Genomic DNA, 23,887 nt, shown 5'->3' with positions numbered 1-23,887 from the left:
ACCCCCTGCGAGTGATGGTAGGCCCGGGGAACTGCCGACCGGGAAGGTGGGGGCCGGCCGGGAGCCGATTTTGCGCAAGGGTAGACCGGGGAGTGCGCTTAACTCGTGGATATCATGGCTTGCCACTGCTAAGTCCTTGATTATTGAGAAGACATGCATCACGAGTTGGGGTGTTTTTTCCACGAGTCACCCAGTTTTTTCCACGAGTCATATTCTGCGAGATTCGCCTCGTTTCCATACCTCTCTCTCTCTTAAATTATTGAAGAAGAAAGAGAAAGCAGAGAAGAAAGGGATCGAAACGGGCACATACAAGCATCCACGAGTCGGGGCATCTTTTCCACGAGTCGGCACATGTGCCTATTTTTTAATCCACGAGTTTTACCCCCTTCCACGAGTCGACTCGTGGAAACTCGTGGAAATTATTTTCTTTATATTCAGAGACTTAATATTCGATGGGGGCCCATCCACGAATCCACGAGTTGCGCTGCGTGTGGTCACCCCATTCGCCCCGAAGGCCGGGGAGCAATGCTCATGAAATGGGTTAAGCTGAAAAAGTACTGCGAGCTGTCGGGCGACACGCCAGACGCAGTGCATGCGAAACGCCGCAAAGGGCAGTTTGTCGACGGCGTGCATTGCAGGATTGCCGATGACGGCAACCTGTGGATCAACATTGAGGCGGTGGAACGATGGGTGGAACAAGGGGCAAGAGCGACGATAGGAGCCCTCCGAGGGGCGTGAGAATCCGGACGCATATGAATGTGGAGTCGTTGCAAATCGACTTCACATTTCGCGGTGTGCGATGCAGAGAGAGCCTCCGCCTGGAGCCGACTGTGGCTAACATCCGGTACGCCGACGGACTTAGACGGGAGATCATTCGCAAGATCGAGCAGGATTCGTTTCAGTACAACGAGTACTTCCCTGACTCGCCACGCGCCAAGCTGTTCGGACACGTCGTTTCGAGGGCCACAGTTGGCGTGCGCGCAACCAGTTATCTCACTGGCTGTGACCAGGCGGTTAAAAACGGCAAGCTCTCGCCCTCTACGGTCAATGGCTATCGCAAGATCGTGAACGGCCAGATCTTGCCGCGTTTCAGCAACGTGCCGCTGCGCGAGTTGGGTCCGGCGATGCTTCGTGAGTGGATAGCGGGACTCGGGACAACCGCAAAGACGGCCCGCAACGTTGTGTCGGTTCTGCGCTCGATCCTGGACGATGCGAAAAACGACGAGCTGATCGAAAGCAATCCACTCGACCGCATCGCGTTGAACAAGCTGCTGGCAACAACCTCGAAGAAATCCGATTACGTGGTCGATCCGTTCGACGCGGCCGAGAAGCTGGCTATCCTCGGTGCGGCCGAAGGCCAGGCCCGCAATCTGTACCAATTTGCGCTTTGGACAGGGCTACGCACCTCGGAGTTGATCGCCCTCGAATGGGGCGACGTCGACTGGATTCACGGGTGCGTCAAAGTCCAACGTGCCGTGGTGGTCAAGCAGGAAAAAGGGACGAAGACTGCGGCCGGCACACGGGAGGTCCTACTGCTGCCCGCCGCGCGTGAAGCGCTCGAGGCTCAGAAGGCCCACACCTTCCTCGCCGGTCATCGAGTGTTCCACAACCCGAAAACAGGTGCGCCGTGGGAGACCGATGCGCAAATTCGGAAAACGTCGTGGATCTACGTTTTGAAGAAGGCTGGGGTTCGATATCGCAACCCCTACCAGACGCGGCATACGTACGCATCGACACTGCTATCCAAAGGCGAGAACCCGTGGTGGGTCGCCAACCAAATGGGGCACGTCGACGTGGAAATGATCTTCCGCCATTACGGAAAGTGGATTCCTAATAGCCGCCACGGCACCGGCTATCAGCTCGTGAACGATTGGACCCAGGCATCTGCGCCAGCCGGTGAAAATGGCACGCCGACGGCACGCGACGACAACCAGAATCCGGAAACCCTTACTGCATAAGCGTTTCCGGCATGCACTGCGCGGGTTCGATCCCCGCCGGCTCCACCAATTCCTTGACCGTCGACGACAACGAAAGACGGTCAAATCGCTTGAAAATACGGGCCTTCGGGCCCGTTTTTCATTTCCGGGCGCGGCGTCCGGGCATAGGCCACCGCTCGCGTGTGCCACAAAGCGATGCTCGGCGTTACTCGTGTTGCTCGTGAACGGCCCACGGACCCTTTACCTCCTCCCGACTCCCGTCTCCCCGTCTCCCGCCTCCCGTCTCCCCGTCTCCCCGTTTCCCGCCCCGCCGCCGAGCCTCTCATTCGCGGTCATTGCGCCGCGAACCGCCGATACACGAACCAAACGCCAGCCACAATGGCCACGCCCCACGCCATGGCAATGACTACCGCCGCTGCGCGACTCACCGGTCTTTGCGTCGCAGCGGCCGTCGCGCGAAGTTCCGCCAGCACGTCCGGCGGGATCAGCTTCAGGACGATAACGATGCCAAGGGGCACCAGTATCGCGTCATCGAGCAGTCCGATGACAGGAATGAAGTCGGGAATCAGGTCGATGGGCGAGAGCGCATATCCCGCCACGAATAGCGCCAGCGCCTTCGCGTACCAAGGCACGCGAGGATCCCGGGCGGCCAGATACAGCACGTGAGCGTCGCGTCTGATCGTTCGCGTCCATGCCTTGAACTTCCCGAGCATCATCTGAATGCGACTTTCCATGTCGACCCGCCCAAAAACGGCAGATATTCACTTCAAAAGTCCCGCCAGGCGGCGAAAGCAGCTCAGGGCGCTGCGTATTGCGCTGCCCGACACTACCCGACAACGCTTCGGCAACGTGTCGCTCCCCCCTTACGCTCCCCCTTACGCTCCCCCTTACGCTCCCCCTGTCGTCGCCACTGCTGCCCCTGCCGCCGCCCTCACCCCGCCTTCTTCGTATTCAGCCCGAGAAACGGAAACGGCGGCGCGACCTTGAAGTCGGCAGACACTTCACCGTTGAACGTGTTGCGCTGATCCTTACCGAGGTCGAGCCGCTTGACCGGCGACCCCGCGGAAAAATCGATTTTCTTCAGATCCACCCAGAATGTGTTGGGCGTGAGCGCCGACTCGAAGAAGTACAACATTCGCTTGTGGTCGACCACCGTACGCCAGCGGGTCGACGAGATGTTGGGCTGATCCGGCGTCGTAATCCCGTAAGGCACCGACGCATTGCGAATCACACTGAACACGCTCGCGAGCGCCTGCACCGGATCCTCGCTCTTGGGAATCGCATTGACGTAGAACGAGGCACGCGCAAAACGGTCCGACGCACGGTTCGTTCCCGGCAGGAACGTCGTGCCACCGATCTGTTTCCAGTACGCATTGAGCGCGAGTTGTTCGTCGAACGTCGGTGAATTCGTCATCACCTGATATTGCCTGCCGTGATGAATCACCTGCCGGCCATTGATGTACTCGACAATGGCGCTGTCGCCCGATTTGTCCGACATCGACAGATGCAGTGTCGTGAGACGGTCCTCGCCCGGCACGTTGTCCGTGACGATCGTGAACGGCCCCTTCTCCAGCGCAGCGACCGCCTCGCTCACCGTCGCAAAGTTGTCGAGCACGTATTGCGCCCACGCCGCAATCGTCAGCCCGGGCTTCGCGTCCTTGTCGAACTTCGGATACTGCGACTCCACAAGCCAAAGCAATTGCGCAGACAACCCCTTCTCGTTGACGCCGTCCGTTGTCGACACGTCATAGCCGGTCGACACGACACTGCCGTACTTCGCCGTCCAGCGAATGGAGTTCGGCCCGGCCTCGCCGGTACGTGCGATGCCTCGCGGCAAGACGTAGAGGTTCGTGGCGACGTCGAGTTTCCAGTCCATCGAGCGCGCGGTAATCACGTCGTCGTTGGCGCCGAGATAGACCACGCGTGTGCAGGCAAGCGACGACAGAGGGGAGATGGCGAGCGTTGCGGCAGCGACGAGACAAGAGACTTTGGGAAGCGATGAGAGAACGCTGACGAGCTTCGAAGCCATGGCGATACCTCACGGAGGGGGAAGGCGGCTTAAGGCTGCTTAAGACGGCTTAAGGCTGCTTAAGGCGGTGTTGGGGTGGCAGCAAGGAATACGCAAGAAACGTCAGTATAACGACGGAATTCGCCTGGCAGGCATTTGTCGGATGCATCTGCATTGCGCCGCTCACTTCCCCGGACAGCCTCGCACCGCCTCGTATCACGCCCGCCATTCACTCCACGAGAATCGGATAAAGCGATGCCACGAGCAGCGCCGCCGCAACGCCATTGAACACGCGCACCGAGCGCGCATCCGTGAGCACGCGACGCATGGCCACACCGAACCCGGCCCACAAGCCGATGCACGGCGCACCAAGCGCGCCATAAATGACGGCGAGCAACGCAACATCCGGCAAATGGGACGCGTTGGGCAAATAGGTGCTGATCGCGCCGACCGCCATGACCCACGCTTTCGGGTTGACCCACTGAAATGCCGCCGCACCGATAAATCCCAGCGGGCGCTCACGCCCACGGCGCTCACCGTCCATCGGACCGGAGCGCGCGAGGTGCCACGCCAGCCACAGCAGGTACGCCGCCCCCACGTACTTGAGGACGGTATGGATCACCGGGAAACGCACGAACACCGTATGCAGCCCCGCCCCCGTCAAAAACACCATCAACGCAAACCCAAAGGCAATGCCGGCCAGATGCGGCAACGTGCGCATGAAGCCGTAGTTCAGCCCTGAGGTCAGGATCATCATGTTGTTCGGGCCCGGTGTCACCAGTGTGATGACAGCGAAAGCACAGAAGGCCAGCAATTGTTCGGTCGTCATGATCGTCAGTGGGAGTGGGTAGCGCCGCGTGAGCGCTGCCACCGGCAAAACGCTGAAAATGACGCGGAGCCACAGCATAGGCACGCCGGTCCCGCGACACCCGGTACAGTTCGCCGAATCCGTACGGGCCTGTACCGGCTTGCGACCATGACAGTTGTACGGTCCGTCGTCGCCCATGGGGTCGGCGCGACGGTGGCGTCGTCCCCGCAAGCGGCAGCATCGTGCGAGAATCGACGCCAACCGAACGACGCTATCGATGCGATCGCTTGAGGCGCGTACCCGATATCCTCCGATATCCCGGATGTCCTGCAACACCGCCACCTCGTTGGCACGCGCTCACCGAACGCCCGACACCCATCCGATGCCGCCCCGTCTGCCACCGCTGTCCGCCCTGCGCCTGTTCGAAGCTGCGGGACGCCACCAGAGTTTCAAACGCGCCGCCGCCGAGCTGCACCTTACGCCGAGTGCGGTAAGCCACGGCATCGTCGGGCTGGAGCAGACGCTGGGCGTCGCACTCTTTACGCGCTCGCCGCAGGGGCTCACGCTCACCCCCGAGGGCGTGGACTACCTCGCTTACGTGACCGAGGCGTTCTCGCTGCTGCTCACCGGCACCCGCCGCCTGCCCACACCGGACGCCTCACGCGCCATCGCCATCACCTGCGCCCCCACGCTCGCCTCGCGTTGGCTCCTGCCGCGCCTGGACATGTTCATGCGACGCATGCCCGGCGTTGACATCACGGTCGACACGTCGCGCCGTCAGGTCGGCTTTCCGATCGACGGTTTCGACTTCGCGATCCGCCTGTCGCGCGCGCCGGTCGCGAGCGACACGTGGCACCGCCTCTTCGGTGAACGCTTCGTGCCCGTATGCAGCCCGGCCTATCAGACGATGCACGCGGACGCGGACGGCAACCTCGACCTGCGAGCCACGACCCGCATCCACGTGAGCAGCGCGAGCGAAGACTGGCAGGTCTGGGCCGAAGGCGCCGGTATCGACGACTTCGATACCCGGGGCGGGCTGAGCTTCGACAGCATTCAGATGGCGTTCGAAGCCGCCATCGCAGGACTCGGCGTGGTCATAGGCCGCCGCCCCCTCGTGGATGAGTACCTCGCCAGAGGCGCGCTCGTGCGCGCGCACGACGTCACCACACAGTCGCAAGGCGCGTACTGGCTGATCAGCGCCCGGGACATCGAGCCACACCCCGGATGCGTGGCGTTTCGTGACTGGGTGATCGAGCAGGCGGGCACGCATCAGGGTGAATGAAATTCACCTGCTAACTCATACAACTCCTTTGCCAGATGGGGATTTCGTTGCGAGACTTCGGTGAGGAGGACTCATCATCATGTCGCGAACGTCAATTTCCCCGTCGCCTTCGCTGCAAGGCCGCGTCACCCTGATCATTCTTGCCGGCGCCCTGGTGCTCAGCGCCGCGATGGGCACCCGCCAGACGTTTGGGCTGTTCATCAATCCCTTTTCGTACGATCGCGGGGTTCCCGTCACACTGGTGGCCTTCGCCATCGCGCTGCATAACCTCGTGTGGGGGTTTGCACAGCCCTTTGCCGGCGCCATGGCCGACCGACATGGTCCCGGCCCCGTGGTCGCCTTCGGCGCCATCGCTTTTGCCGCAGGACTGGCGATGGCTGCGCTCGCGCCATCCGGTGTCTGGCTCGTGTTCGGGCTGGGGGTGCTGGTCGGGCTGGGCATCAGTTGCACCACGTTTGGCGTCGTACTGCCGGCGGTGAGCCGCGCCGTGACACCGGAGCGGCGCACCATGGCGATGGGCCTCGTGAGCGCCGGCGGCTCGCTGGGGCAAGTCGCGCTCGTGCCGGTCGCGCAAGGACTCCGTCAGACGTATGGCGTCTCCACGTCGCTCTTCGTGCTCGCGCTGGTGCTGTGCTGTGCCGCGCCGCTCGGCCTGCTCATGACGATGCATTACCGCAGGAAGACGACGGATGCAGCCCCGGCGTCGGCGTCGCTCGCTGCGACAAAGCACGGCAAGCACTCCAAGGACCAGAAGCACGACGCGCAAGCGCACACGTCACTGCGCGACGTACTGCGGCAAGCGTGCGCCCATCGCGGTTATCGGTTGCTGACGCTGGGCTTCTTCACGTGCGGCTTCCAGCTCGCCTTCATCGCCACGCATCTGCCCGGCTATCTGTTGATGTGTCATCTGCCGGTCGGACTTGGCGCCACGGCGCTCGCGCTGATCGGGTTGTTCAACATGGTGGGGAGCTGGGCGTGCGGCTGGCTCGGCGGACATTACCGGCAGCATCATGTGCTTGGCTGGCTCTACCTCATTCGCGGCGCCGCGATTGCACTCTTCTTCGTCTTGCCGAAGTCGGACGCCAGCGTGGTGATCTTCGCCGCCGTGATGGGCCTCACGTGGCTCGGGACCGTCCCGCTCACGAGCGGACTGGTGGCGAAAGTCTTCGGCACGCAGCATCTGGGCACGCTCTTCGGCGTGTGCTTCATGAGCCATCAGGTCGGCTCGTTTCTCGGCGCCTGGCTCGGCGGCTTCGTACTCGATGTGACCGGCTCGTACAACCTGATCTGGGCTGCCACGGCCGTCCTCGGCGCCGTGGCAGCTGCGCTTCACTTCCCCATCAACGACGAGAGTGTCGTGCCGTCGATGCGTGAGCCGGCGACGGTCGAGGCCTGAGCGGCATGAGCAACGTCAAAAACGACATCAGCGAGGTGAGCGCCCTTACAGCCTGTGCGCATTCGCCAGACGAAATATCTTCGTCCAGCGTTGCGCCGCCGCGCGACCGGGCATCGGCACCTGCCAGCGCGGTTGCGCGTTGTGGGCGAGTTCGATCGCGAGCGACCACTGTCCGCTGTCGCTGACCGGATGCGCAGACGTCACGTCCGAGAATACAAACCGTGTCTGCCGACCATCGACGCGTAGCTCGCCCATCTTGCGATCCGCATCGATCGCAAGTTCCCCCCAGCCGCCTGAGATCCTCACGAGCCGCTTTCCGTCACGTCGAACCCCATGCACGGCGCGATAGCGACGCACGGCATCGACGACGAGCCACACTACGATCAGCACGCACGCGCCGATCGTGGCAACCGCGGCCAGCGTGCCGAAGCGCAACGCTACGGCGGCATAGAGCCGTACGGCGCCGTACCCAATGCCCGCCAAAACGACAAGCGCCAAAAGAACGAACGGCACACCGCCCTCCTTGACATCGAAAGTGCATCGACAACAAAAAAGCTCCGCCAGTCGCCAGACCGGCGGAGCTTCATTCCATCACAAACGCCATGCATATGCCTAAGCACACCGGCCCGCACAGCCTCCTCGCGACCTGCCCCGCCTACCGCTGCGGTTGCGGCGTAGCGCCGACGTCCTTGCGCACCTTGGCTACTTGCGCCGCCGTCACCGCCGGTGCCTTGTTGCCCCAGCTCGAACGCACGAACGTCAGCACATCGGCCACATCCTGATCGGTGAGACGGTCGTCGAAGCCCGGCATGGCGTAGTGCGTCGGTGCCGACTTCGTCGAGGGCATTTCCGCACCACGCAGCACGATGTGGATGAGCGAGGTCGGATCGACCGAGTTCACCGTCGAGCTGAGCGCGAGCGTGGGGAACGTTTGCGTGTAGCCCTTACCCGTACTGCGGTGGCATGCCGCGCAGTTATCGAGGAACGTGAGCGCGCCGTTGCTCTTGTCGGACCCCACGCGCAACGCCTTGGCGACGGTGTCGTCATACGCGAGCGCCTTCGCGTTCGGATCGACCGGCTTGAGCGTCTTCAGGTACTTCGCAATGGCGGCGAGGTCGTCGTCGTTCATGTGCTGGGTACTGTGCTGCACCACGTCCGACATGCCGCCGAACGCAGCGGAATGGTCGTTGCGCCCGCCCTTGAGGAAGGCGGTGATATCGCCTTGCGTCCAGTTGCCCAGACCGTCGGTGGGATCGCCACGCAGATTCTTCGCGAGGAAGTTGTCGACCACACCGCCCGAAAGGAACGCCGTGCTGTCGTCGGTGAGCGCCTTTTCCTGCAGGGCGAAGCCGCGCGGCGTATGGCATGCGCTGCAATGGCCCAGCCCTTCGACGAGATAGCGCCCCCGCGAGATCGGGTCGTTGTCCGTCGATGCCGCATCGGCGACAACGGCCGGCGCGAACATCTTGCGCCAGATCGACAACGGCCAGCGCATCGACATCGGCCACGGGATATCCGTCGCCTTGTTCGCCTGCGCCACGGGCTGCACACCGTTCATGAAGTACGCGTAGAGCGCCTTCACGTCCGCAGGACGGACCTTGGCGTACGACGTGTACGGCATGGCGGGATACAGCGTGGCGCCGTTCCTGGCGATCCCATGACGCACGGCCTTGTCGAAGTCCTCCAGGCTGTAGCTGCCGATACCGGTGTCCTTGTCAGGCGTGATGTTCGTCGAATAGATCGTGCCGATGGGCGAGGCGATCGGCAAGCCGCCGGCGAACGGCTTGCCCTTGGGCGCCGTGTGACACGCGGCGCAGTCGGCCGCACGTGCGAGATATTCCCCTTGCCTGACGAGCTGCGCCTGAGGATCGTTTGCGGCGGGCGTTTGCGTTGCCTGCGGTGTCGGTTGCGTGGCGTCCACCGTCGAGGCCGGCACTGACGGCGTCGGCACCGGCGAGACGGCAGCGCCCGAGGGCGCGGCGGCATTCTGCGCCCAGACGGCCACGGCGGCGAGCGCGAGCGCACCGGCCGTGAGCATGCCGGCTGAGCGTTTCATCATCGTTTTGCGGATCATGGTTGCGCTCCTCAGGCTTGCACCAGCGGGCCGGCGTTCTTGAGGTACTGCTCGCGAATCGCCTTCGCGGACCAGTACGCCAGCGCCGCCACCACGCCCGTGGGGTTGTAACCCATGTTCTGCGGAAACGCAGACGCGCCCATCACGAACACGTTGGACACATCCCAGCTTTGCAGATACCGGTTGACCACGCTGTTCGACGGATTCGTGCCCATGATGGCGCCGCCCGTGGTGTGCGTGCTCTGATAAATCCGTGTGTCGTAATGTGTGCCCTTCTTGCGAATCGCACGGAACACCTTCTCGGGGTTCATCGCGCGCCCGACCTCCTCCATCCGGTCGCCCATGTAACCGAGCATGTTGTATTCGTTGTCGTGCCAGTCGAACGTCATGCGCAGCAGCGGCACACCGTAAGCGTCCTTGTAGGTCGGATCGAGATCGAGACATGCGTCGCGATACGACATGACCGAACCTGAAATGCCGATGGTCATGTAACGCTGATAGGCGTCTGCGATTCCCGCCTTCCATTTGCTGCCCCACGCCGGTGTGCCGGGCACTGTGGGGGTCATCTTGATCGGGCGTCCGCCGTAGCGGATGTGGCGAATGCTCGCGCCGCCAACGAAACCCAGCGGCCCGTGGTCGAACTGGTCGCCGTTCAGGTCATCCATCGACACCCCACCCGCGCCGGTGCCGACGAACGGATTGAGTTGCGTGCCCTTGGGCAGCAGGACGTTGATCGCGCCGTTCATCTGGTAAGCGTAGTTCTTGCCGACCACGCCCTCGCCGGTCTTCGGGTCGTATGGCTTGCCAATGCCGGAGAGCAGCAGCAAGCGCACGTTGTGCAACTGATACGCCGCCATGATGACGATATCTGCGGGCTGCTCGACTTCACGGCCCTGGGCGTCGATATAGGTCACGCCGGTGGCCTTCTTGCCGTCGCTGTCGAGATTGACCTTCACGACGTACGAGTGCGGACGCAGTTCGAAATTCGGCTTCTTGAGCAATACCGGCAGGATGGTCGTCTGCGGCGACGCCTTCGAATACATGTAGCAACCGTAGTTCTCGCAAAAGCCGCAGAAGTTGCATGGTCCCAGCCGCACGCCATACGGATTCGTGTAGGGCTGCGAGGTGTTCGCTGCGGGCGCCGGATACGGATTGAAGCCGACTTCACGCGCCGCCTTTTCGAAGAGCTGCGCGCCGTAAGTGTTTTGCAACGGCGGCGTGGGGAACTCGCTGGAGCGCGCACCTTCGCGCGGGTTGCCGCCGGGCACGATCTTGCCGTTGAGGTTGCCCGCCTTGCCCGAGGTGCCGAAGACTTTCTCGGCAAAGTCGAAGTGCGGCTCCAGTTCTTCGTAGCTCACGCCGAAGTCCTGAATCGTCATGCCTTCGGGGATGAACTTCTTGCCGTAGCGCTCTTCGTAATGGCTGCGCAGCTTCAGCTCTTCGGGAAGGATGCGGTAGTGCATGCCGTTCCAGTGAAAGCCCGCGCCGCCCACGCCATTGCCGAGCAGGAACGAGCCGTTCTGGCGGTAGGGCACGGCGAGATCGTCTGGCGTATGGCGAATCGTAACCGTCTCGCGCGCGAGTTCCTGGAACAGCTTGCCGCGCACGGAGTACTCGAGTTCATCGATGACCTTGGGGTACTGGGCGTCGGTCGGCGTGTCACGCATCGCGCCGCGCTCGAGCGCCACGACATTGAGCCCTGCGTCCGTCAATTCCTGGCCGAGGATGGCCCCGGTCCAGCCGAAGCCCACGATAACGGCATCGACCTTGTCTTTTTTGATTGCCATGACTTAGCCCCGCTTTCCGGAAATCGACACGGGCCCGTAAGGGTATTTGACGTTGGGCTGGTCGGCCCAATCCATGAAGTCCGCACGCGCGCCGGGAAAGCCCACGAGCTTCCAGCCGACCATGTCCTTGTTGCCGCCGTGAATCGGGTCCGAGAGGAATCCTTCCTTCGTATTGGCCAGCAGGTAAGAGAAAAACGTGCGCGCAGGCACCGCGTCGAATTCGATCTTGGCGTGCTCCAGATCGCTCAGCACGGCTTCCTGTGTGGCGTGATCCAGATCGGCGAACACCTTGTTGTACTGCTTCTTGCAGTGGGCGTCGCACGCGGCAATGCCATGACGATAGATGTCGCGCGGCACGAGGCTCAGTTGGTAGCCCATCTCGGCCGGCTGATCGGTGTGGAACGGTCCCTGCATGTACCAGAGCTTGCCGTGACCGAACGGCGTTTCCATCTGCCGGTCGATGAACTGCGGCACATCGGCTTGCAGCGCGCCCGGGCCGAGGTCGTCTGCGGGAATCAGACGGTCGACGGCAGCGTTCACGAAACGCCATTCGTCGGCAGTGAAGTACTTGGGCTCGTAAGATTTGCCGGAAGCGGCGGCGGGGGCAGCGGATTCGCTGCTACAGGCGGACTGCGTCAGCGTCGCACCGGTGGCGAGAGTCGTGGCAGGCACGATCGCCAGCACCTGGCGCAAAAAGCGCCGGCGCGGTTCCTTGTCCTGTGACATGGAGTTCTCCGTTTTTGGGGGGACGAATCACGCATGACAGTCAGGCGGTGGCTCGCCATGCGTGAAGAAAACCTGACAGGCTATTCACCTCGCGTAGCGCTATTAACAACGCGGCCATTCTACTGACAAGTTCCCTACATGGCAAAGAAAGAGATTGTTGCGTGAATCACGCAACTGATTGATTGAAAAGGCTTGCAGATAATTAAAATATTTACTATTACGCGTGCGCGCAGGGTTTCGACACGCAAAATATGCGGCGTTTTCACGTGCGCGCCGCCAGCGCGAAAACTGCGGGAACCGATGCGCGCCACCAATAAAAAAGCCGCCCCGTGTGCGGTGGCGGCTCAATCAGTCAGGTCGATGGAGCAATCGGCTTAGCCGCTATGTGGCGGCTGCGTTCGCGGCAGCGGGGGTGGCGAGCCTTCGTCGTCGGAAGACGACACGCGATATGTCTTTGGACGCGCCCCCTGGCGCAGCCATTGCTCCTGTGGCATTTGTGCACCTGTGGTTTCCGACGCGCCGGGCGGCACAGTTTCCCGTTGCAACGCGTCGGACTCATGCAGACGCTCGACGAACGTCGGCCGCTCCAGAATCATGCTCAGACGCCCGGCGCGTCCCGCATGCGCGGCAATGAATTCATCGGCCAGACGATGTCGACGCTGCGATGACGCACGCTTGCGCGGGCGCGCTGCCGCCACCTCGGCCCTGGAGGTGCCCGAGGTGCTCGATGTCTTCGAGGCAGTCGAAGACATCGACGAGGTCGTCTTGCGCTCGGGCACGAGCGTGCCGTCCTCCAGGACATCGAACGTTCCCAGAATGACAGCAGGCGCAGCGGCGGCCCCGCCCTCCGGCGTCGTCATCGCCCCGGAGGCCCCGGAGACCCTTGCTTCCGGCGGTTCCGCCTCAGGCCCACGGGTCGCGGCATCGACGTCGTCGAGCCGACTATCGTCATGCGTGTGTACCGGAAGTGCGCCGAGTTGCTTGCCGCCGTGCGTTTGTTCGAGGTCGGATTGCAGGGCGCGCGAAGCACACTTCCACGTATCGATGTTGCGTGCCCGTTCACCCAGCCATGACGTGTGTTGTCCCGGCATCGCCGTGCGCGCACTGCTTAGCACCGTCGAATACTCGTACTGGCCGAATCCCTTGGCATGAATGTCGGACAGCGAAATCGGCGTACCCGCGGGCTCGCCCAGCAGCAGGGCCAGACGCGCCGCATCGTTGCGTGCCCGAATCTGGTTCTTTTGAAAGCGCGACTTCGACGTCGCGGGCTTGAGTACCAGCTTGCCGCCCCGAACCTTGAGACGAAGCGGCGTGCCCGCTCCGCCGTTCGTCAGTTCCTGACGTGCCTCGCGCGCCATGTCGTTGAGCGCGATGAGCATGTTGAGCTCGACCCTGAGTTCCTGGAACTTGCGAGCGTGCAGGCCGGTCGTGAGCGACAGCATCGTGTCGCGCAGCGACACCAGAGCGTCGAGATTGTGCTGCCCCATCGCCCTTGCGGGGCCCTTTGACAGCTTGCTCACCGCTGCCTGCACGCGTTCGATTTCGTCGTTCACATAGGCAATGGCCTCGAGTTGATCGAGCACCGCTGCGTTGCCGAACGTGCGCACGAAGGGAGTCTCGGCAGGCGGCACCCCGTAGCGCACCTGACGCATGGCTTCGGTACGGCGGTCCTCGAACACCACGTCATGCACGACGGCGTCCTGAAACGAGGCATGCCAGCCATCTACGCGCTGCGCGATCTGTCCCGGGATCAACGGCGTGTCCCTCAGATCGTCCGCGGCGCATTGGTCGCGCGCGCGTTGCGCCTGCCATTGCCCGAACGAAATTCCATTGGCGTCCTCGGCACTTTGCCGACGCGACGGATAGGTCTGCCACGGCTTGCCGCATGCCCCGACGGGCGTTGCCGACGCCGCGCCGAGCCGTGTGAAGTCAGAGCCGAAACTGTGTCCGCAATCGCACGGCGAGCGCGTGCCGCGAATGAGCACGGGCGTCGATGACGCGCCCCCGATGCCGCCGAAGAGTGTTCCCATCATTGATCTCCTGTTAGCAAGGCCGGATGGCCTTCGGGCACGGAGATTAGGCAGGATTACCGCAAATGGATTTCGATTGTGGGGAATGGCTTCGCTTTGCGGCACCGGTTGAGGACATTCCAGTACGCGGGTGATGGGCCGCGCCCGGGGCGCGCGTCCCAGGTGCGCAGCGCTCGATGCCTTCTGGCGAAGCGTGCAAATGGAAGCGCGCGCCGAAGCGGCAGGGCTGCGGCGATGTTCAGAAGCGCGCGAGCAACTGGCCGAGCAATGCCGCCCCTTCCTTGCCCTTCGCGGAGTCGGCCCAGAGGCGGTCGATCATGGCGCGATACATGCCCACGCCGTCCGGCGACGTGGTGATGGTCGCGATGCCCGTGCGCAGATTCGGCAACTCGCCCAGACGGAACGGCGATACCGCGACGTAGGCTTCGCCCTGAGCCTCGAAAATCTGAAACGTCTCGTTGGGCATGTTGTCGCTGACGATGCCAATTTGCACGCCGGCAGTATCGGCTTCCAGAAATTCGACGATGCGCGCGACTTCGCGGCGTGCGGCCATCTTGCGCTCCAACTGCACGCCCGGCGGCAGCCCCAGCCGACCGACGAGCCCGTGATGCAGGAATTGCTCGATCTGACGCAGCCCGATCAGGCTCGTCACCGCGAGCCGCTGACGCGTGAAACTGGACTTACGCTCCTGCAAGATCCCCAGCACGCGATTGATCGTGTTTTCCCAATGCCGGTCGGCCAGCGTCGGTGGAATGCTCTCGTCGAGCATATGACGCAGCCAGATGTCGTAATCGTCGGATGTCAACAGAAACGAAATGGGATCGAAATGCGCCACGATGCGCTCGGAACGACTTTCCAATTGGCGCATGCGCTCGAAGTAGCTGACGGCCGAGTCGTGATATTCGACCTCCACGCCGAGCAGGTTGGCCAGCGACACCCCGAGCAGTGCTGCCAGCCGCTCCAGTGTGTCGATCTTGACGATCTCGCCGCGCTCCAGCTTGTAGATGGCCGCGCGCGAGATATCGAGTTGCTCCGCGACATCCTCACTGCGTAACTCCGCTGCCAGTCGATAGGCGCGCAAGCGCTCGCCAATGGCTCGGAAATTGAAGCGCGCGCCACGCGGTGCGCGGGATGTCGTTGCTGCCCGATTCAAATCGCCTCCTGTCGAATACATGTCCGATACTGCGTCGTGCGAAGTGCGGCGCATGACTCTGCGTGCCATCGCTACCGTCCGTACTGTCCGTACTGTCCGTACTGTCCACACCATCCACGTCATCCGCACCGATCCACGCGGCGTGCGCTCGCCATCTGCCAGCGCATGCGGTGCCCGCATTGCAGTGCCGGGATTATACCGGTCCCCCCTCGCCCCTCCCCCACGCCCCCTTACCTCTGCTCACGGAATATTTTTCCGGTTGTCTATTTTTTTAGATTTACGCACGATTCCGGACACGGTCACCCATCGCGTGAGAATGCCGCGACTCGCAGCGGCCAGCAGGCTCACAGGGGGGATGACCTGAGGCGCAGGGGGTGATAGCCTGCGCGCCGTCCAGAAATTTATACAAACAAAGAGGGAATGATGAAAACCTGGCACAAGGTGGCGGGCGCCGCCGCAGTGGGCGCTGTCGCACTTGCAAGCACCGCGCATGCGCAATCGAGCGTGAGCTTCTACGGTTTGGCAGACGCCTACGTGGGCTCCATGAAGAACCCCGGCGGCAACGCCGCGGTCGTGCAGCAAGGCGGCGGCATGACGACCTCGTACTGGGGCATGTCGGGCACGGAAGATCTGGGCGGCGGCAATAGTGCGCTGTTCGTACTGGAGAGCTACTTCCAGCCGAACAACGGGACGTACGGGCGCTTTGCGGGCGACAGCTTCTTCTCGCGCAACGCTTACGTGGGGCTGTCCAACACGCGCCTTGGCACGTTGCGCATCGGGCGGATCACCACGCCCATGTACCTCGCGACGATCCAGTTCAACCCGTTCAACAACTCGTACACCTTCTCGCCGATGGTCTTCCACACCTACAAAGGTCTGGGAACGCAAGGCGTGGTGGGCGATTCGGCATGGAACAACGCCATCGCGTACACGACACCCACGTACGCCGGTCTTGCCGGCACGCTGCTGTACGCCACGGGCAATAGCGCGTCGGATCACAGCGCGAAGAAGTGGGCTGCCGCACTCACGTACGCCAACGGTCCGTTCGCCGCCGCGGTGAATTATCAGTACGTGAACTTCAGCGCAACGCCGGGTGACTTCGGCTCGCAGTTGCCCGGTGTGACCGGCCTCACGAATCAGAACACCGTGCAGCTCGGCCTCTCGTACGACCTGAGTGTGGTGAAGGTCTTCGCGCAGTACATGCTGGTCGCCAGCCAGGCAACGAGCGGCAATTTCCACGCGAACACCGGGCAGCTCGGCGCATCGGTGCCGGTCGGTCCGGGCAGCGTGCTGGCGTCGGTGGCCTACACCGGCTCGAGCGGTTCCGGCGACAACCAGCGCCGCACGACGTGGGCGCTCGGCTACGACTACCCCCTCTCGAAGCGCACCGACGTCTACGTGGCGTACAAGTACGACCACATGAGCGATATGTCGACGGGACAGACGTACGGCGCAGGTATGCGCGTGCGCTTCTGACGCGGCGAATCGCAATATCGCGATGTTTTCCGGCGGGCGACTTCACGCGCTTTCGCCCGCCGGCGGCTCGCACAGCCCCACACAGCACCCACAAAGCGCCCACAAAGCGCCCTGCGCGGGCATGCACGATGGCGTGCGAGGCGTGTCGCCACGACCGCCCGACATCAGGGTTAGCCCCGATTATTTTCGCCTTGCCTGCCCTGTCGGGTTCGTTTAGTCTAAATATTTAGACAAATGGAGTTCATGATGGATCTGCAACTCGCATGCGCCTGGTTACAGCGCGACACGGTCGGTCTGTCCGACATCGAGGATTTCGCCGCACGCTGTCTGAACGCGTCGCGTACCGCCACGCGCGAATCCGCCGCGCTGCTCCTGCTCGCACAGGCGGCGCAGACGTTCGCGGAGCGCCAAACGGGCGTAGCGACCAGCGGCGAAACGTTTCACGCCTTTCTCGCGCGCACTCGAACACACGCCACGCTGCTGCGCGATGCGGCCGTCGAGTCCGACACCCGTTTTCTCGCCGCACTCAACCATTTCGCCACGCAGTCGACGACCGAGGTCTACGCGTGACGTCACGCGTTTTTTTCACTTGATCGTCTAAAAATATAGACAATCTGACAAGTCCGCTTCGTGAACAGACGAAGCCCTTGCCTCCCACGGGAATCGATCATGGAAGCCAATCTGAACACAACGCGAGCGCATCGCACCGGCGACTCGGCCAAGCCGGGCGATGACATCGTCACACCGTACGCATGGAAAGCACTCGCGGGATCGGCCATCGGTTATGCGATGGACGGCTTCGATCTGCTGATTCTCGGTTTCATGCTGCCTGCCATCACGCTCGGCCTGCATCTGAGCGCAGGGCAAGCGGGGGCACTGGTCACATGGACGCTGATCGGTGCGGTCGCCGGCGGCATCCTCTTCGGCGCGCTCTCGGATCGCTACGGTCGCGTGCGCATGCTGACGTGGACGATTCTGCTGTTCGCCGTTTTCACCGGCCTGTGTGCGCTGGCGCAGGGCTTCTGGGACCTGCTCGTCTATCGCACGATTGCGGGCATCGGCCTGGGTGGCGAGTTCGGCATCGGCATGGCACTCGCGGCAGAAGCCTGGCCCGCCTCCAAACGCGCGCGCGTCTCGTCGTACGTAGCGCTCGGCTGGCAGACCGGCGTGCTCGCCGCCGCCCTGCTCACGCCGTTGCTGCTCATGTACATCGGCTGGCGCGGCATGTTCGTCGTAGGCGTGCTGCCCGCGCTCGTCGCCTGGGTACTGCGCAACAAGCTGCATGAGCCGGAAGTCTTCGTGCGTCGCACGGACCCGGCATCGCGTCACGGCAGCGCGAACGCGTTTCGTCTGCTCGTGAAAGACGCCCGCACCACGCGCGTGAGCCTTGGCATCGTGATCCTGTGTTCGGTGCAGAACTTCGGCTATTACGGAATCATGATCTGGTTGCCGACCTTTCTCTCGCAGAAGCTCGGCTTCTCGCTGACGAAGTCGGGCCTGTGGACCGCCGCCACGGTGATCGGCATGATGTTCGGCGTCTGGGCCTTCGGCCAACTGGCGGACCGCATCGGCCGTCGCCCCACGTTCTTGTTGTATCAGGCAGGCGCCGTCGTCATGGTGATCGTCTACTCGCAATTGACCGATCCGACGGTGATGCTCTTCGCGGGCGCGTTCATGGGAATGTTCGTCAACGGCATGGTCGGCGGCTATGGCACGCTCATGTCAGAGGCTTATCCCACGGCGGCGCGAGCCACTGCGCAGAACGTGCTGTGGAACATCGGGCGCGCCATCGGCGGTCTCGGTCCACTCGTCGTCGGCGCGCTCGCCACGCGCTACTCGTTCCAGATCGCCATCGCGCTGCTTGCAAGCCTGTATGTCCTGGACATGATCGCCACGCGATTTCTCATTCCCGAACTCAAAGGCGCAGAACTCGAATGATGCGGCACCGGTGACGCGATACGGTTTCGCGCCACCGGCACCGTGATTCGTTTCGTCCATTTGCCTGATCGTCTGATCGTCTGATCGTCTGATCGTTTGATCGTTTGATCGTTTGATCGTCTGATCGTCTGATCGCCGCATCATTTCCTCGCGCCCATCGTGCGCGCCCCACTATTCGGAGTCCCCATGTCAGTCGTTTCCCTGACCTCCGGCAACACCCCCCATCCGGTAGTGCCGGTGCACTCGCCGGCGTGCCACACGCGTGCATCGCACACTTGCGCCGAAGCCACATGCGGTACGGCGGCAGGCCCGAGCGTCGCGACCCATCGCTGCCGGGTCCTGAGCCACCACGCGGTGAATGCGCGGTATCGCTATCTGCGTTTGCAGGCAGACGCCCCCATCGCCCTGACCACGCACCCCGGACAGTTCTATCAGTTGAAGTGTCCGGTCACTGCCAGCGAGGCGCCGTTCCTGCTTCGCCCGATGAGCGTCTACGGCACCGGTCCCGAGCCGGACACCATCGAGTTCCTTTACAACGTGACAGGCGTCGGCACCCGCGCGCTGGCCACGCTCGCCGAGGGCGCATCGCTCGACATCGTCGGTCCCCTCGGCAACACGTTCACGCTCGACACTGCCTGGAAACGCGTGATGTTCGTCGCGCGCGGTGTGGGGCTGGCGACGATGGCGCCGCTCGTGCAACGCGCGGCCGCCGCCGGTCTGCAACTGACGGTTGTGATGTCCGCGCGCAGCGAGGCCGATCTGATGCACGACGAATTCCTGCGCTCGCCGCAAGCCCGTGCGCTGGCCGACGTGCATTGCGTGTTCGACAGCGATGGCTCGTCCGCCGTGGAGGCGTTGGCGCCGCGTGTGCACGCCCTGCTCGCCGCCGCGCCGCACGACGCCGTCTACACATGTGGCTCGCATCGCCTGCTGATGCTGCTCCAGCGAGCGCTCGATGCGTATCCGAACATCGTCGGTGAAGTCGCGATGGAACAGCGTATGGCGTGCGGCATGGGCGTGTGCCTGTCGTGCGTCCGCCTGTTCGATAGCGACGGCGACAAGCAATTCCTTCGCGTGTGCCGCGAAGGCCCCGTGTTTCCGATTCGTAACGTTGTAGGCGAGGTGGACTTTGGCTGATCTTTCCGTTCGCATTGGCGCGCTGACGCTGCGCAATCCCGTGATGCCCGCGTCGGGTTGCTTCGCCGTCGAATACGCCGAAGCGCTTGACCTCAACCGGCTCGGGGCACTCGTCATCAAGAGCGTGTCGCCGAACTCGCGCGCGGGCAATCCGACCCCGCGCGTGGCCGAGACGGCCGGCGGCATGCTCAATTCCATCGGCATTCCCAGCAAGGGGCTCGACGCGTATCGCCGCGACGTGCTGCCTGCCTACACGCGCTTCGACACCCCGGTTGTCGTGTCCGTATCGGCGGATACGGCCGAGTCGTTCGCGCACGCCTGCGAGACGCTCTCGCTGCCGGAGGTCGCGGCCATCGAAGCCAACATCTCATGCCCGAACCTCGAAGCTGACGGCATGGCCTTCGCCATGCAGCCTGAAAGCACATACAAGGCCGTGAGCGCGATTCGCCGCCGGACATCGCACCCTTTGTGGGTCAAGCTCACGCCCAATGCGGGGCAGATCGCGCTCATCGCTCGCGCGGCCGAAGACGCCGGTGCCGACGCCATTGTCATGGGCAATACCGTGCTTGGCATGGCCATCGACGTACACACCCGCAAACCGAAACTCGGCAATGTGATGGGCGGCCTCTCGGGCCCGGCGATCAAGCCGCTGGCAGTGCGTCTCGTGCATCAATGCCACCGGGCAGTGCGCATTCCGATCATCGGCTGCGGTGGTATCGAAACGGCGCACGACGCGGCCGAGTTCATGCTCGCGGGCGCAACGGCCGTACAGGTCGGCACCGCATCGTTTCGCGATCCCGCCGTGATGGGACACATCGTCGATGGGCTCACGTCGTACTGCGACACGCACGGTATCGACAGGATTTCGACGCTCACGGGCGCCGTCGCCATCGACGCGCAACTGACCGACCGCTGGCTGCGCTTCGCGCAACAGTCGGGCTGAGAGGTTCGGCACGTCGCACAGAACTTCACCTGCACCAACCGTATCACCCGTATCACCCGTATCACCCGTATCACCCGTTTCACCCGTTAACCCTCGCATCGTCTCACGCGAAAAGAAGCACACATGGAACTGAACGCGCTGGCCCCGCTGGCCGAGCAACTCTTTACCGACCTGCGCCGTCTGGGCAGCGACGGCGTCGGCATCACCCGCGACAGCTATGGCGACGGCGAGAACGCCGCAGCATCCTATCTCTCGGAATGGGCGGGTCATCAGGGACTGTCGGTCGCGCGCGACCGTGCGGCCAATCTCGTCTTCACCCTGCCCGACGACGACGCCACCGCCCCCGCGACGTGGATCGGCTCGCACCTCGACTCCGTGCCGCAGGGCGGCAACTACGATGGTCTCGCGGGCATCGTCGCCGGGCTGCTGTGCCTCGTCGAACAACGGCGCAGCGGGCGTGCGAGTGCCACGCCGGTTCGCGTGCTCGCGCTGCGCGGCGAAGAAAGCGCGTGGTTCGGCCGCGCGTACATGGGATCGAGTGCGCTATTCGGCAAACTGAGCGACGCCGATCTCGCCATGCCGCATCGCACGCACGCCCGACCGCTCGGCGAGTGCATGGCGCAGGCCGGGGCCGATGTCGAGGCGATTCGCGCCGGGGAGATCCTCTTCGACGCGTCGCGCGCGAAGGCGTGGCTCGAACTGCATATCGAACAGGGGCCGGTGATGATGGCGCGCGACATGCCCGTGGCCATCGTGCCGGGCATTCGCGGCAACGTGCGGCATAACCGCGTGTCGTGCGTCGGCGAAGCCGGGCATTCGGGGGCGGTGCCGCGATGGTTGCGTCACGACGCGATGTTCGCCGTGGCCGATTTCATTACGCGGCTGGACGAACACTGGCGTGCGCTGCTCGAGCGCGGCATCGACCTGGTCGTGACCACCGGTATCGTGGGGACCGATCCCGCAGAGCATGCGATCTCGCGCATTCCGGGCAAAGTCGATTTCAGTCTGGAGGTCCGCAGCCAGAGCGCCGACACGCTCGACGTCTTCTACGAACTGATGCGCACCGAGTGCCGCGCCATCGAGCGTGACCGTGGCGTGAAGTTCGTCTTCGACCGTCGGCTCGCCTCGGCACCCGCAGTCATGGACAAACAGGTGTCGTCGATCCTGGAGGACGTATGCCGCGCGCTGGATCTGCCGCAAGAGCGCGTACCAAGCGGTGCAGGACACGACGCCGCGATCTTCGCCAACGCCGGCATTCCCAGCGGCATGGTGTTCGTACGCAACGCCAACGGGTCGCACAACCCGGCCGAGAGCATGGACCTGAACGACTTCATGCGCGGTGTGCAAGCGATAGAAGCGGCGACGCATCGGTTGTGAGCGTCGGGACGGTCGGACCCGATCTCATCCCCACACCAATGCAAAACGGACCGCACTATGGCGGTCCGTTCCGTACGGTAATGCCTGAAACCGACGTCGCGCAGGCGGCGTGACGTGCTGTGTCTCAAGGCGCGAGCGAGATGACCTCCGCGACGGCTGCCGTCAGTTTTTTCGCGTAAGGCACATGCAGGAACTCGTTCGGTCCGTGCGCATTCGACTTCGGTCCGAGTACGCCGCACACCATGAACTGCGCCGTCGGAAAACCGGCTTGCAGCGTGTTCATCAGCGGGATCGTGCCGCCCTGCCCGATGTAGGCCACATCCGCGCCGTAATGGCGTTGCGACGCCGTGTTGAGCGCCGAGGTGAGCCACGGCGCGACATCCGGCGCGTTCCAGCCGGAAGCGGCACCGGCGTCGGACTTGAATGTCACCTTCGCGTTGTATGGCGGATCGACTTCGAGCAAGGCCTTGAGCTCCTGCACGGCCTGCACCGCATCGACGAGCGGCGGCAGACGCAGCGAGAGCTTGAAGGCAGTGCGCGGACGCAACACGTTGCCGGCATCGGCCAGCGCCGGAAGGCCCGCCGCCCCCGTCACCGACAGCGACGGACGCCACGTCGAGTTGAGCAGCGCCTCTTTGGGATCGGTCGTGGTCGGCAATACGGACAGGCCGTCCTGACCGCAGGCCCACGGCATCTTCTTCCACACGTCGTCGCCGAGAATCTGCGCGGTCGCCTCCGCTTCCTTGAGCCGTTGCAGCGGGATCGGGCTGTGGAATCCCTTCGGCAGCACGTTGCCGCTACCGGCGTCTTCCAGACGCTCGAACAACTGGCGCATGATGCGAAAGCTCGACGGTGCGATACCGCCATAGCCACCGGAGTGAATGCCCTCGTCGAGCACCTGGACTTCCAGACTGCCGGAGATCAGCCCCCGCAACGACGTCGTGAGCCAGAGCTGGTCGTAATTGCCCGCCCCCGAATCCAGACAGACCACGAGACTCACGCGACCAAGGCGGTCACGCAACGCGTCGACATACGGCAGCAGATCGTAGCTGCCCGACTCTTCGCACGTCTCGATCAGGCCCACGCAGCGCGGACGCTCCACGCCCTGTGCATCGAGCGCGGCAAGCGCCGTGACGCTAGAATAGATGGCGTAACCGTCGTCGGCACCGCCGCGGCCGTAGAGCTTGCCGTCTTCGAACTTGGGCGTCCACGGGCCAAGATCCTTGCGCCAGCCGTCGAATTCAGGCTGCTTGTCGAGGTGACCGTAGAGCACGATCGTGTCGGTACTGCCCGAGCGCGTGGCCGGCGCTTCGAAGAAGATCACCGGCGTGCGACCTTCCAGTCGGATCACTTCCAGCTTCAGTCCCTTGACCGGCTGACGCTCCGCCCACTGCGCGGCGTCGCGCACCACGCGGTCGATGTAGCCGTTGCGCGCCCAGTCGGCATCGAAGCCGGGGCTCTTGGCAGGCACGGCAATGTAGTCGGTCAGTGCGTGCAGGATTTCGTCGTTCCACTTGCGTTCGACGAACTCGCGCAATGCCGCAGTGTCGAGCGTCGGCTGAGTCGGAGTGACGGTGTCGTTCATGGGGAAGACCTCGGTAAATGTTCTCGGGGCGAATTCGGATCGTTTCCGATGGTGTCGGATGGCGGCGACGGGATGCGCGCCGCTATAGCAGCGATATGGCGATATGGCGATATGGCGTCATGATAGCGATTTCCGTCGGGCCGTGACGACCGGTCGGCCCCACGGCACGCGGAAAGGCACGCGCAAAATGCAAACGCAGACGCCGCTGTGCGTCGGCACAGCGCATCGCC

General features: G+C 63.4%; 20 protein-coding genes. 10 read left to right on the top strand and 10 right to left on the bottom strand.

Annotation, left to right across the window (positions count from 1 at the left end; translation table 11 throughout):
* Nucleotides 1-531 precede the first annotated feature (531 nt).
* Both PCA31118_RS23975 and PCA31118_RS23970 read left to right on the top strand, forming a co-directional pair.
* A complete protein-coding gene (locus tag PCA31118_RS23975; protein ID WP_150627467.1) occupies nucleotides 532-738 on the top strand; it encodes an excisionase in 207 nt (68 codons plus the stop codon).
* Nucleotides 687-1,958 (top strand): tyrosine-type recombinase/integrase, encoded by a 1,272-nt coding sequence (locus PCA31118_RS23970; RefSeq protein WP_150627466.1) that lies wholly within the window; start codon nucleotides 687-689, stop codon nucleotides 1,956-1,958. Before PCA31118_RS23975 ends, PCA31118_RS23970 begins: the two co-directional genes overlap by 52 nt.
* Nucleotides 1,959-2,269: 311 nt before the next feature.
* On the opposite strand, the gene PCA31118_RS23965 is transcribed toward PCA31118_RS23970, so the two are convergent.
* The 3 genes from PCA31118_RS23965 to PCA31118_RS23955 all read right to left on the bottom strand — a co-directional run bounded on the left by PCA31118_RS23965 (nucleotide 2,270) and on the right by PCA31118_RS23955 (nucleotide 4,852).
* The gene (locus PCA31118_RS23965) at nucleotides 2,270-2,671 is read right to left on the bottom strand and encodes a YkvA family protein (RefSeq protein ID WP_425495399.1); all 402 of its coding nucleotides are present in this window, start codon (nucleotides 2,669-2,671) and stop codon (nucleotides 2,270-2,272) included.
* Between the two features lie 197 nt (nucleotides 2,672-2,868).
* A complete protein-coding gene (locus tag PCA31118_RS23960; RefSeq protein WP_150627465.1) occupies nucleotides 2,869-3,966 on the bottom strand; it encodes a linear amide C-N hydrolase in 1,098 nt (365 codons plus the stop codon).
* A gap of 208 nt (nucleotides 3,967-4,174) precedes the next feature.
* The gene (locus tag PCA31118_RS23955) at nucleotides 4,175-4,852 is read right to left on the bottom strand and encodes a LysE family translocator (RefSeq protein ID WP_246190413.1); all 678 of its coding nucleotides are present in this window, start codon (nucleotides 4,850-4,852) and stop codon (nucleotides 4,175-4,177) included.
* A gap of 283 nt (nucleotides 4,853-5,135) precedes the next feature.
* Between PCA31118_RS23955 and PCA31118_RS23950 the strand changes: the two genes are divergently transcribed.
* Complete coding sequence (locus PCA31118_RS23950) at nucleotides 5,136-6,035, top strand: LysR substrate-binding domain-containing protein (protein WP_150627501.1); 900 nt, start codon at nucleotides 5,136-5,138, stop codon at nucleotides 6,033-6,035.
* Between the two features lie 79 nt (nucleotides 6,036-6,114).
* Nucleotides 6,115-7,431 carry an MFS transporter gene (locus PCA31118_RS23945; RefSeq protein WP_150627464.1) on the top strand — a complete coding sequence of 439 codons (1,317 nt, stop codon included), beginning with the start codon at nucleotides 6,115-6,117 and terminating at the stop codon, nucleotides 7,429-7,431.
* A 45-nt stretch (nucleotides 7,432-7,476) separates the two neighbouring features.
* On the opposite strand, the gene PCA31118_RS23940 is transcribed toward PCA31118_RS23945, so the two are convergent.
* From PCA31118_RS23940 to PCA31118_RS23915, 6 genes are all read right to left on the bottom strand, one after another.
* On the bottom strand, nucleotides 7,477-7,944 hold the full coding sequence (locus PCA31118_RS23940; RefSeq protein WP_150627463.1) for a hypothetical protein: 468 nt from the start codon (nucleotides 7,942-7,944) through the stop codon (nucleotides 7,477-7,479).
* 142 nt (nucleotides 7,945-8,086) lie between these two features.
* The gene (locus PCA31118_RS23935; RefSeq protein ID WP_246190412.1) at nucleotides 8,087-9,505 is read right to left on the bottom strand and encodes a c-type cytochrome; all 1,419 of its coding nucleotides are present in this window, start codon (nucleotides 9,503-9,505) and stop codon (nucleotides 8,087-8,089) included.
* Between the two features lie 11 nt (nucleotides 9,506-9,516).
* Nucleotides 9,517-11,292, bottom strand: a complete 1,776-nt coding sequence (locus tag PCA31118_RS23930) for a GMC family oxidoreductase (RefSeq protein WP_150627462.1) — start codon at nucleotides 11,290-11,292, stop codon at nucleotides 9,517-9,519.
* A 3-nt stretch (nucleotides 11,293-11,295) separates the two neighbouring features.
* Nucleotides 11,296-12,018: a gluconate 2-dehydrogenase subunit 3 family protein gene (locus tag PCA31118_RS23925; RefSeq protein WP_044455175.1), complete on the bottom strand. Its 723-nt coding sequence runs from the start codon at nucleotides 12,016-12,018 to the stop codon at nucleotides 11,296-11,298.
* A gap of 374 nt (nucleotides 12,019-12,392) precedes the next feature.
* Nucleotides 12,393-14,051 carry a hypothetical protein gene (locus tag PCA31118_RS23920; RefSeq protein ID WP_150627461.1) on the bottom strand — a complete coding sequence of 553 codons (1,659 nt, stop codon included), beginning with the start codon at nucleotides 14,049-14,051 and terminating at the stop codon, nucleotides 12,393-12,395.
* Nucleotides 14,052-14,286: 235 nt separating this feature from the next.
* The gene (locus PCA31118_RS23915) at nucleotides 14,287-15,201 is read right to left on the bottom strand and encodes a helix-turn-helix domain-containing protein (protein ID WP_044455173.1); all 915 of its coding nucleotides are present in this window, start codon (nucleotides 15,199-15,201) and stop codon (nucleotides 14,287-14,289) included.
* Between the two features lie 420 nt (nucleotides 15,202-15,621).
* Between PCA31118_RS23915 and PCA31118_RS23910 the strand changes: the two genes are divergently transcribed.
* The 6 genes from PCA31118_RS23910 to PCA31118_RS23885 all read left to right on the top strand — a co-directional run bounded on the left by PCA31118_RS23910 (nucleotide 15,622) and on the right by PCA31118_RS23885 (nucleotide 22,072).
* The gene (locus tag PCA31118_RS23910) at nucleotides 15,622-16,677 is read left to right on the top strand and encodes a porin (RefSeq protein WP_150627459.1); all 1,056 of its coding nucleotides are present in this window, start codon (nucleotides 15,622-15,624) and stop codon (nucleotides 16,675-16,677) included.
* 243 nt (nucleotides 16,678-16,920) lie between these two features.
* A complete protein-coding gene (locus tag PCA31118_RS23905) occupies nucleotides 16,921-17,247 on the top strand; it encodes a hypothetical protein (protein WP_246190411.1) in 327 nt (108 codons plus the stop codon).
* A 99-nt stretch (nucleotides 17,248-17,346) separates the two neighbouring features.
* Nucleotides 17,347-18,615: an MFS transporter gene (locus tag PCA31118_RS23900; protein ID WP_150627458.1), complete on the top strand. Its 1,269-nt coding sequence runs from the start codon at nucleotides 17,347-17,349 to the stop codon at nucleotides 18,613-18,615.
* A gap of 186 nt (nucleotides 18,616-18,801) precedes the next feature.
* Nucleotides 18,802-19,752, top strand: coding sequence for a dihydroorotate dehydrogenase electron transfer subunit (locus PCA31118_RS23895; protein ID WP_150627457.1), 951 nt, complete (start codon nucleotides 18,802-18,804; stop codon nucleotides 19,750-19,752).
* Nucleotides 19,745-20,695 (top strand): dihydroorotate dehydrogenase, encoded by a 951-nt coding sequence (locus tag PCA31118_RS23890; protein WP_150627456.1) that lies wholly within the window; start codon nucleotides 19,745-19,747, stop codon nucleotides 20,693-20,695. The genes PCA31118_RS23895 and PCA31118_RS23890 overlap by 8 nt, the downstream gene beginning before the upstream one ends.
* Nucleotides 20,696-20,818: 123 nt before the next feature.
* Nucleotides 20,819-22,072, top strand: a complete 1,254-nt coding sequence (locus tag PCA31118_RS23885) for a hydantoinase/carbamoylase family amidase (protein WP_150627455.1) — start codon at nucleotides 20,819-20,821, stop codon at nucleotides 22,070-22,072.
* Between the two features lie 124 nt (nucleotides 22,073-22,196).
* Here PCA31118_RS23885 and PCA31118_RS23880 read toward each other — a convergent pair whose 3' ends face one another.
* On the bottom strand, nucleotides 22,197-23,657 hold the full coding sequence (locus tag PCA31118_RS23880; RefSeq protein WP_150627454.1) for a M20 family metallopeptidase: 1,461 nt from the start codon (nucleotides 23,655-23,657) through the stop codon (nucleotides 22,197-22,199).
* Nucleotides 23,658-23,887 lie beyond the last annotated feature (230 nt).

The organism is Pandoraea captiosa (assembly GCF_902459775.1).
Classification (GTDB): Bacteria; Pseudomonadota; Gammaproteobacteria; order Burkholderiales; family Burkholderiaceae; genus Pandoraea; species Pandoraea captiosa.
This window is presented reverse-complemented; position numbering and strand designations above follow the sequence as displayed.

What these genes read in the sequence shown, in the direction of transcription:
- PCA31118_RS23975 (WP_150627467.1), top strand. Translation starts at nt 532, where the DNA reads ATGAAATGGGTTAAGCTGAAAAAGTACTGCGAGCTGTCGGGCGACACG.
- PCA31118_RS23970 (WP_150627466.1), top strand. Translation starts at nt 687, where the DNA reads ATGGGTGGAACAAGGGGCAAGAGCGACGATAGGAGCCCTCCGAGGGGC.
- PCA31118_RS23965 (WP_425495399.1), bottom strand. Translation starts at nt 2,671, where the DNA reads ATGGAAAGTCGCATTCAGATGATGCTCGGGAAGTTCAAGGCATGGACG.
- PCA31118_RS23960 (WP_150627465.1), bottom strand. Translation starts at nt 3,966, where the DNA reads ATGGCTTCGAAGCTCGTCAGCGTTCTCTCATCGCTTCCCAAAGTCTCT.
- PCA31118_RS23955 (WP_246190413.1), bottom strand. Translation starts at nt 4,852, where the DNA reads ATGCTGTGGCTCCGCGTCATTTTCAGCGTTTTGCCGGTGGCAGCGCTC.
- PCA31118_RS23950 (WP_150627501.1), top strand. Translation starts at nt 5,136, where the DNA reads ATGCCGCCCCGTCTGCCACCGCTGTCCGCCCTGCGCCTGTTCGAAGCT.
- PCA31118_RS23945 (WP_150627464.1), top strand. Translation starts at nt 6,115, where the DNA reads ATGTCGCGAACGTCAATTTCCCCGTCGCCTTCGCTGCAAGGCCGCGTC.
- PCA31118_RS23935 (WP_246190412.1), bottom strand. Translation starts at nt 9,505, where the DNA reads ATGATCCGCAAAACGATGATGAAACGCTCAGCCGGCATGCTCACGGCC.
- PCA31118_RS23930 (WP_150627462.1), bottom strand. Translation starts at nt 11,292, where the DNA reads ATGGCAATCAAAAAAGACAAGGTCGATGCCGTTATCGTGGGCTTCGGC.
- PCA31118_RS23925 (WP_044455175.1), bottom strand. Translation starts at nt 12,018, where the DNA reads ATGTCACAGGACAAGGAACCGCGCCGGCGCTTTTTGCGCCAGGTGCTG.
- PCA31118_RS23920 (WP_150627461.1), bottom strand. Translation starts at nt 14,051, where the DNA reads ATGATGGGAACACTCTTCGGCGGCATCGGGGGCGCGTCATCGACGCCC.
- PCA31118_RS23910 (WP_150627459.1), top strand. Translation starts at nt 15,622, where the DNA reads ATGATGAAAACCTGGCACAAGGTGGCGGGCGCCGCCGCAGTGGGCGCT.
- PCA31118_RS23905 (WP_246190411.1), top strand. Translation starts at nt 16,921, where the DNA reads ATGATGGATCTGCAACTCGCATGCGCCTGGTTACAGCGCGACACGGTC.
- PCA31118_RS23900 (WP_150627458.1), top strand. Translation starts at nt 17,347, where the DNA reads ATGGAAGCCAATCTGAACACAACGCGAGCGCATCGCACCGGCGACTCG.
- PCA31118_RS23895 (WP_150627457.1), top strand. Translation starts at nt 18,802, where the DNA reads ATGTCAGTCGTTTCCCTGACCTCCGGCAACACCCCCCATCCGGTAGTG.
- PCA31118_RS23885 (WP_150627455.1), top strand. Translation starts at nt 20,819, where the DNA reads ATGGAACTGAACGCGCTGGCCCCGCTGGCCGAGCAACTCTTTACCGAC.
- PCA31118_RS23880 (WP_150627454.1), bottom strand. Translation starts at nt 23,657, where the DNA reads ATGAACGACACCGTCACTCCGACTCAGCCGACGCTCGACACTGCGGCA.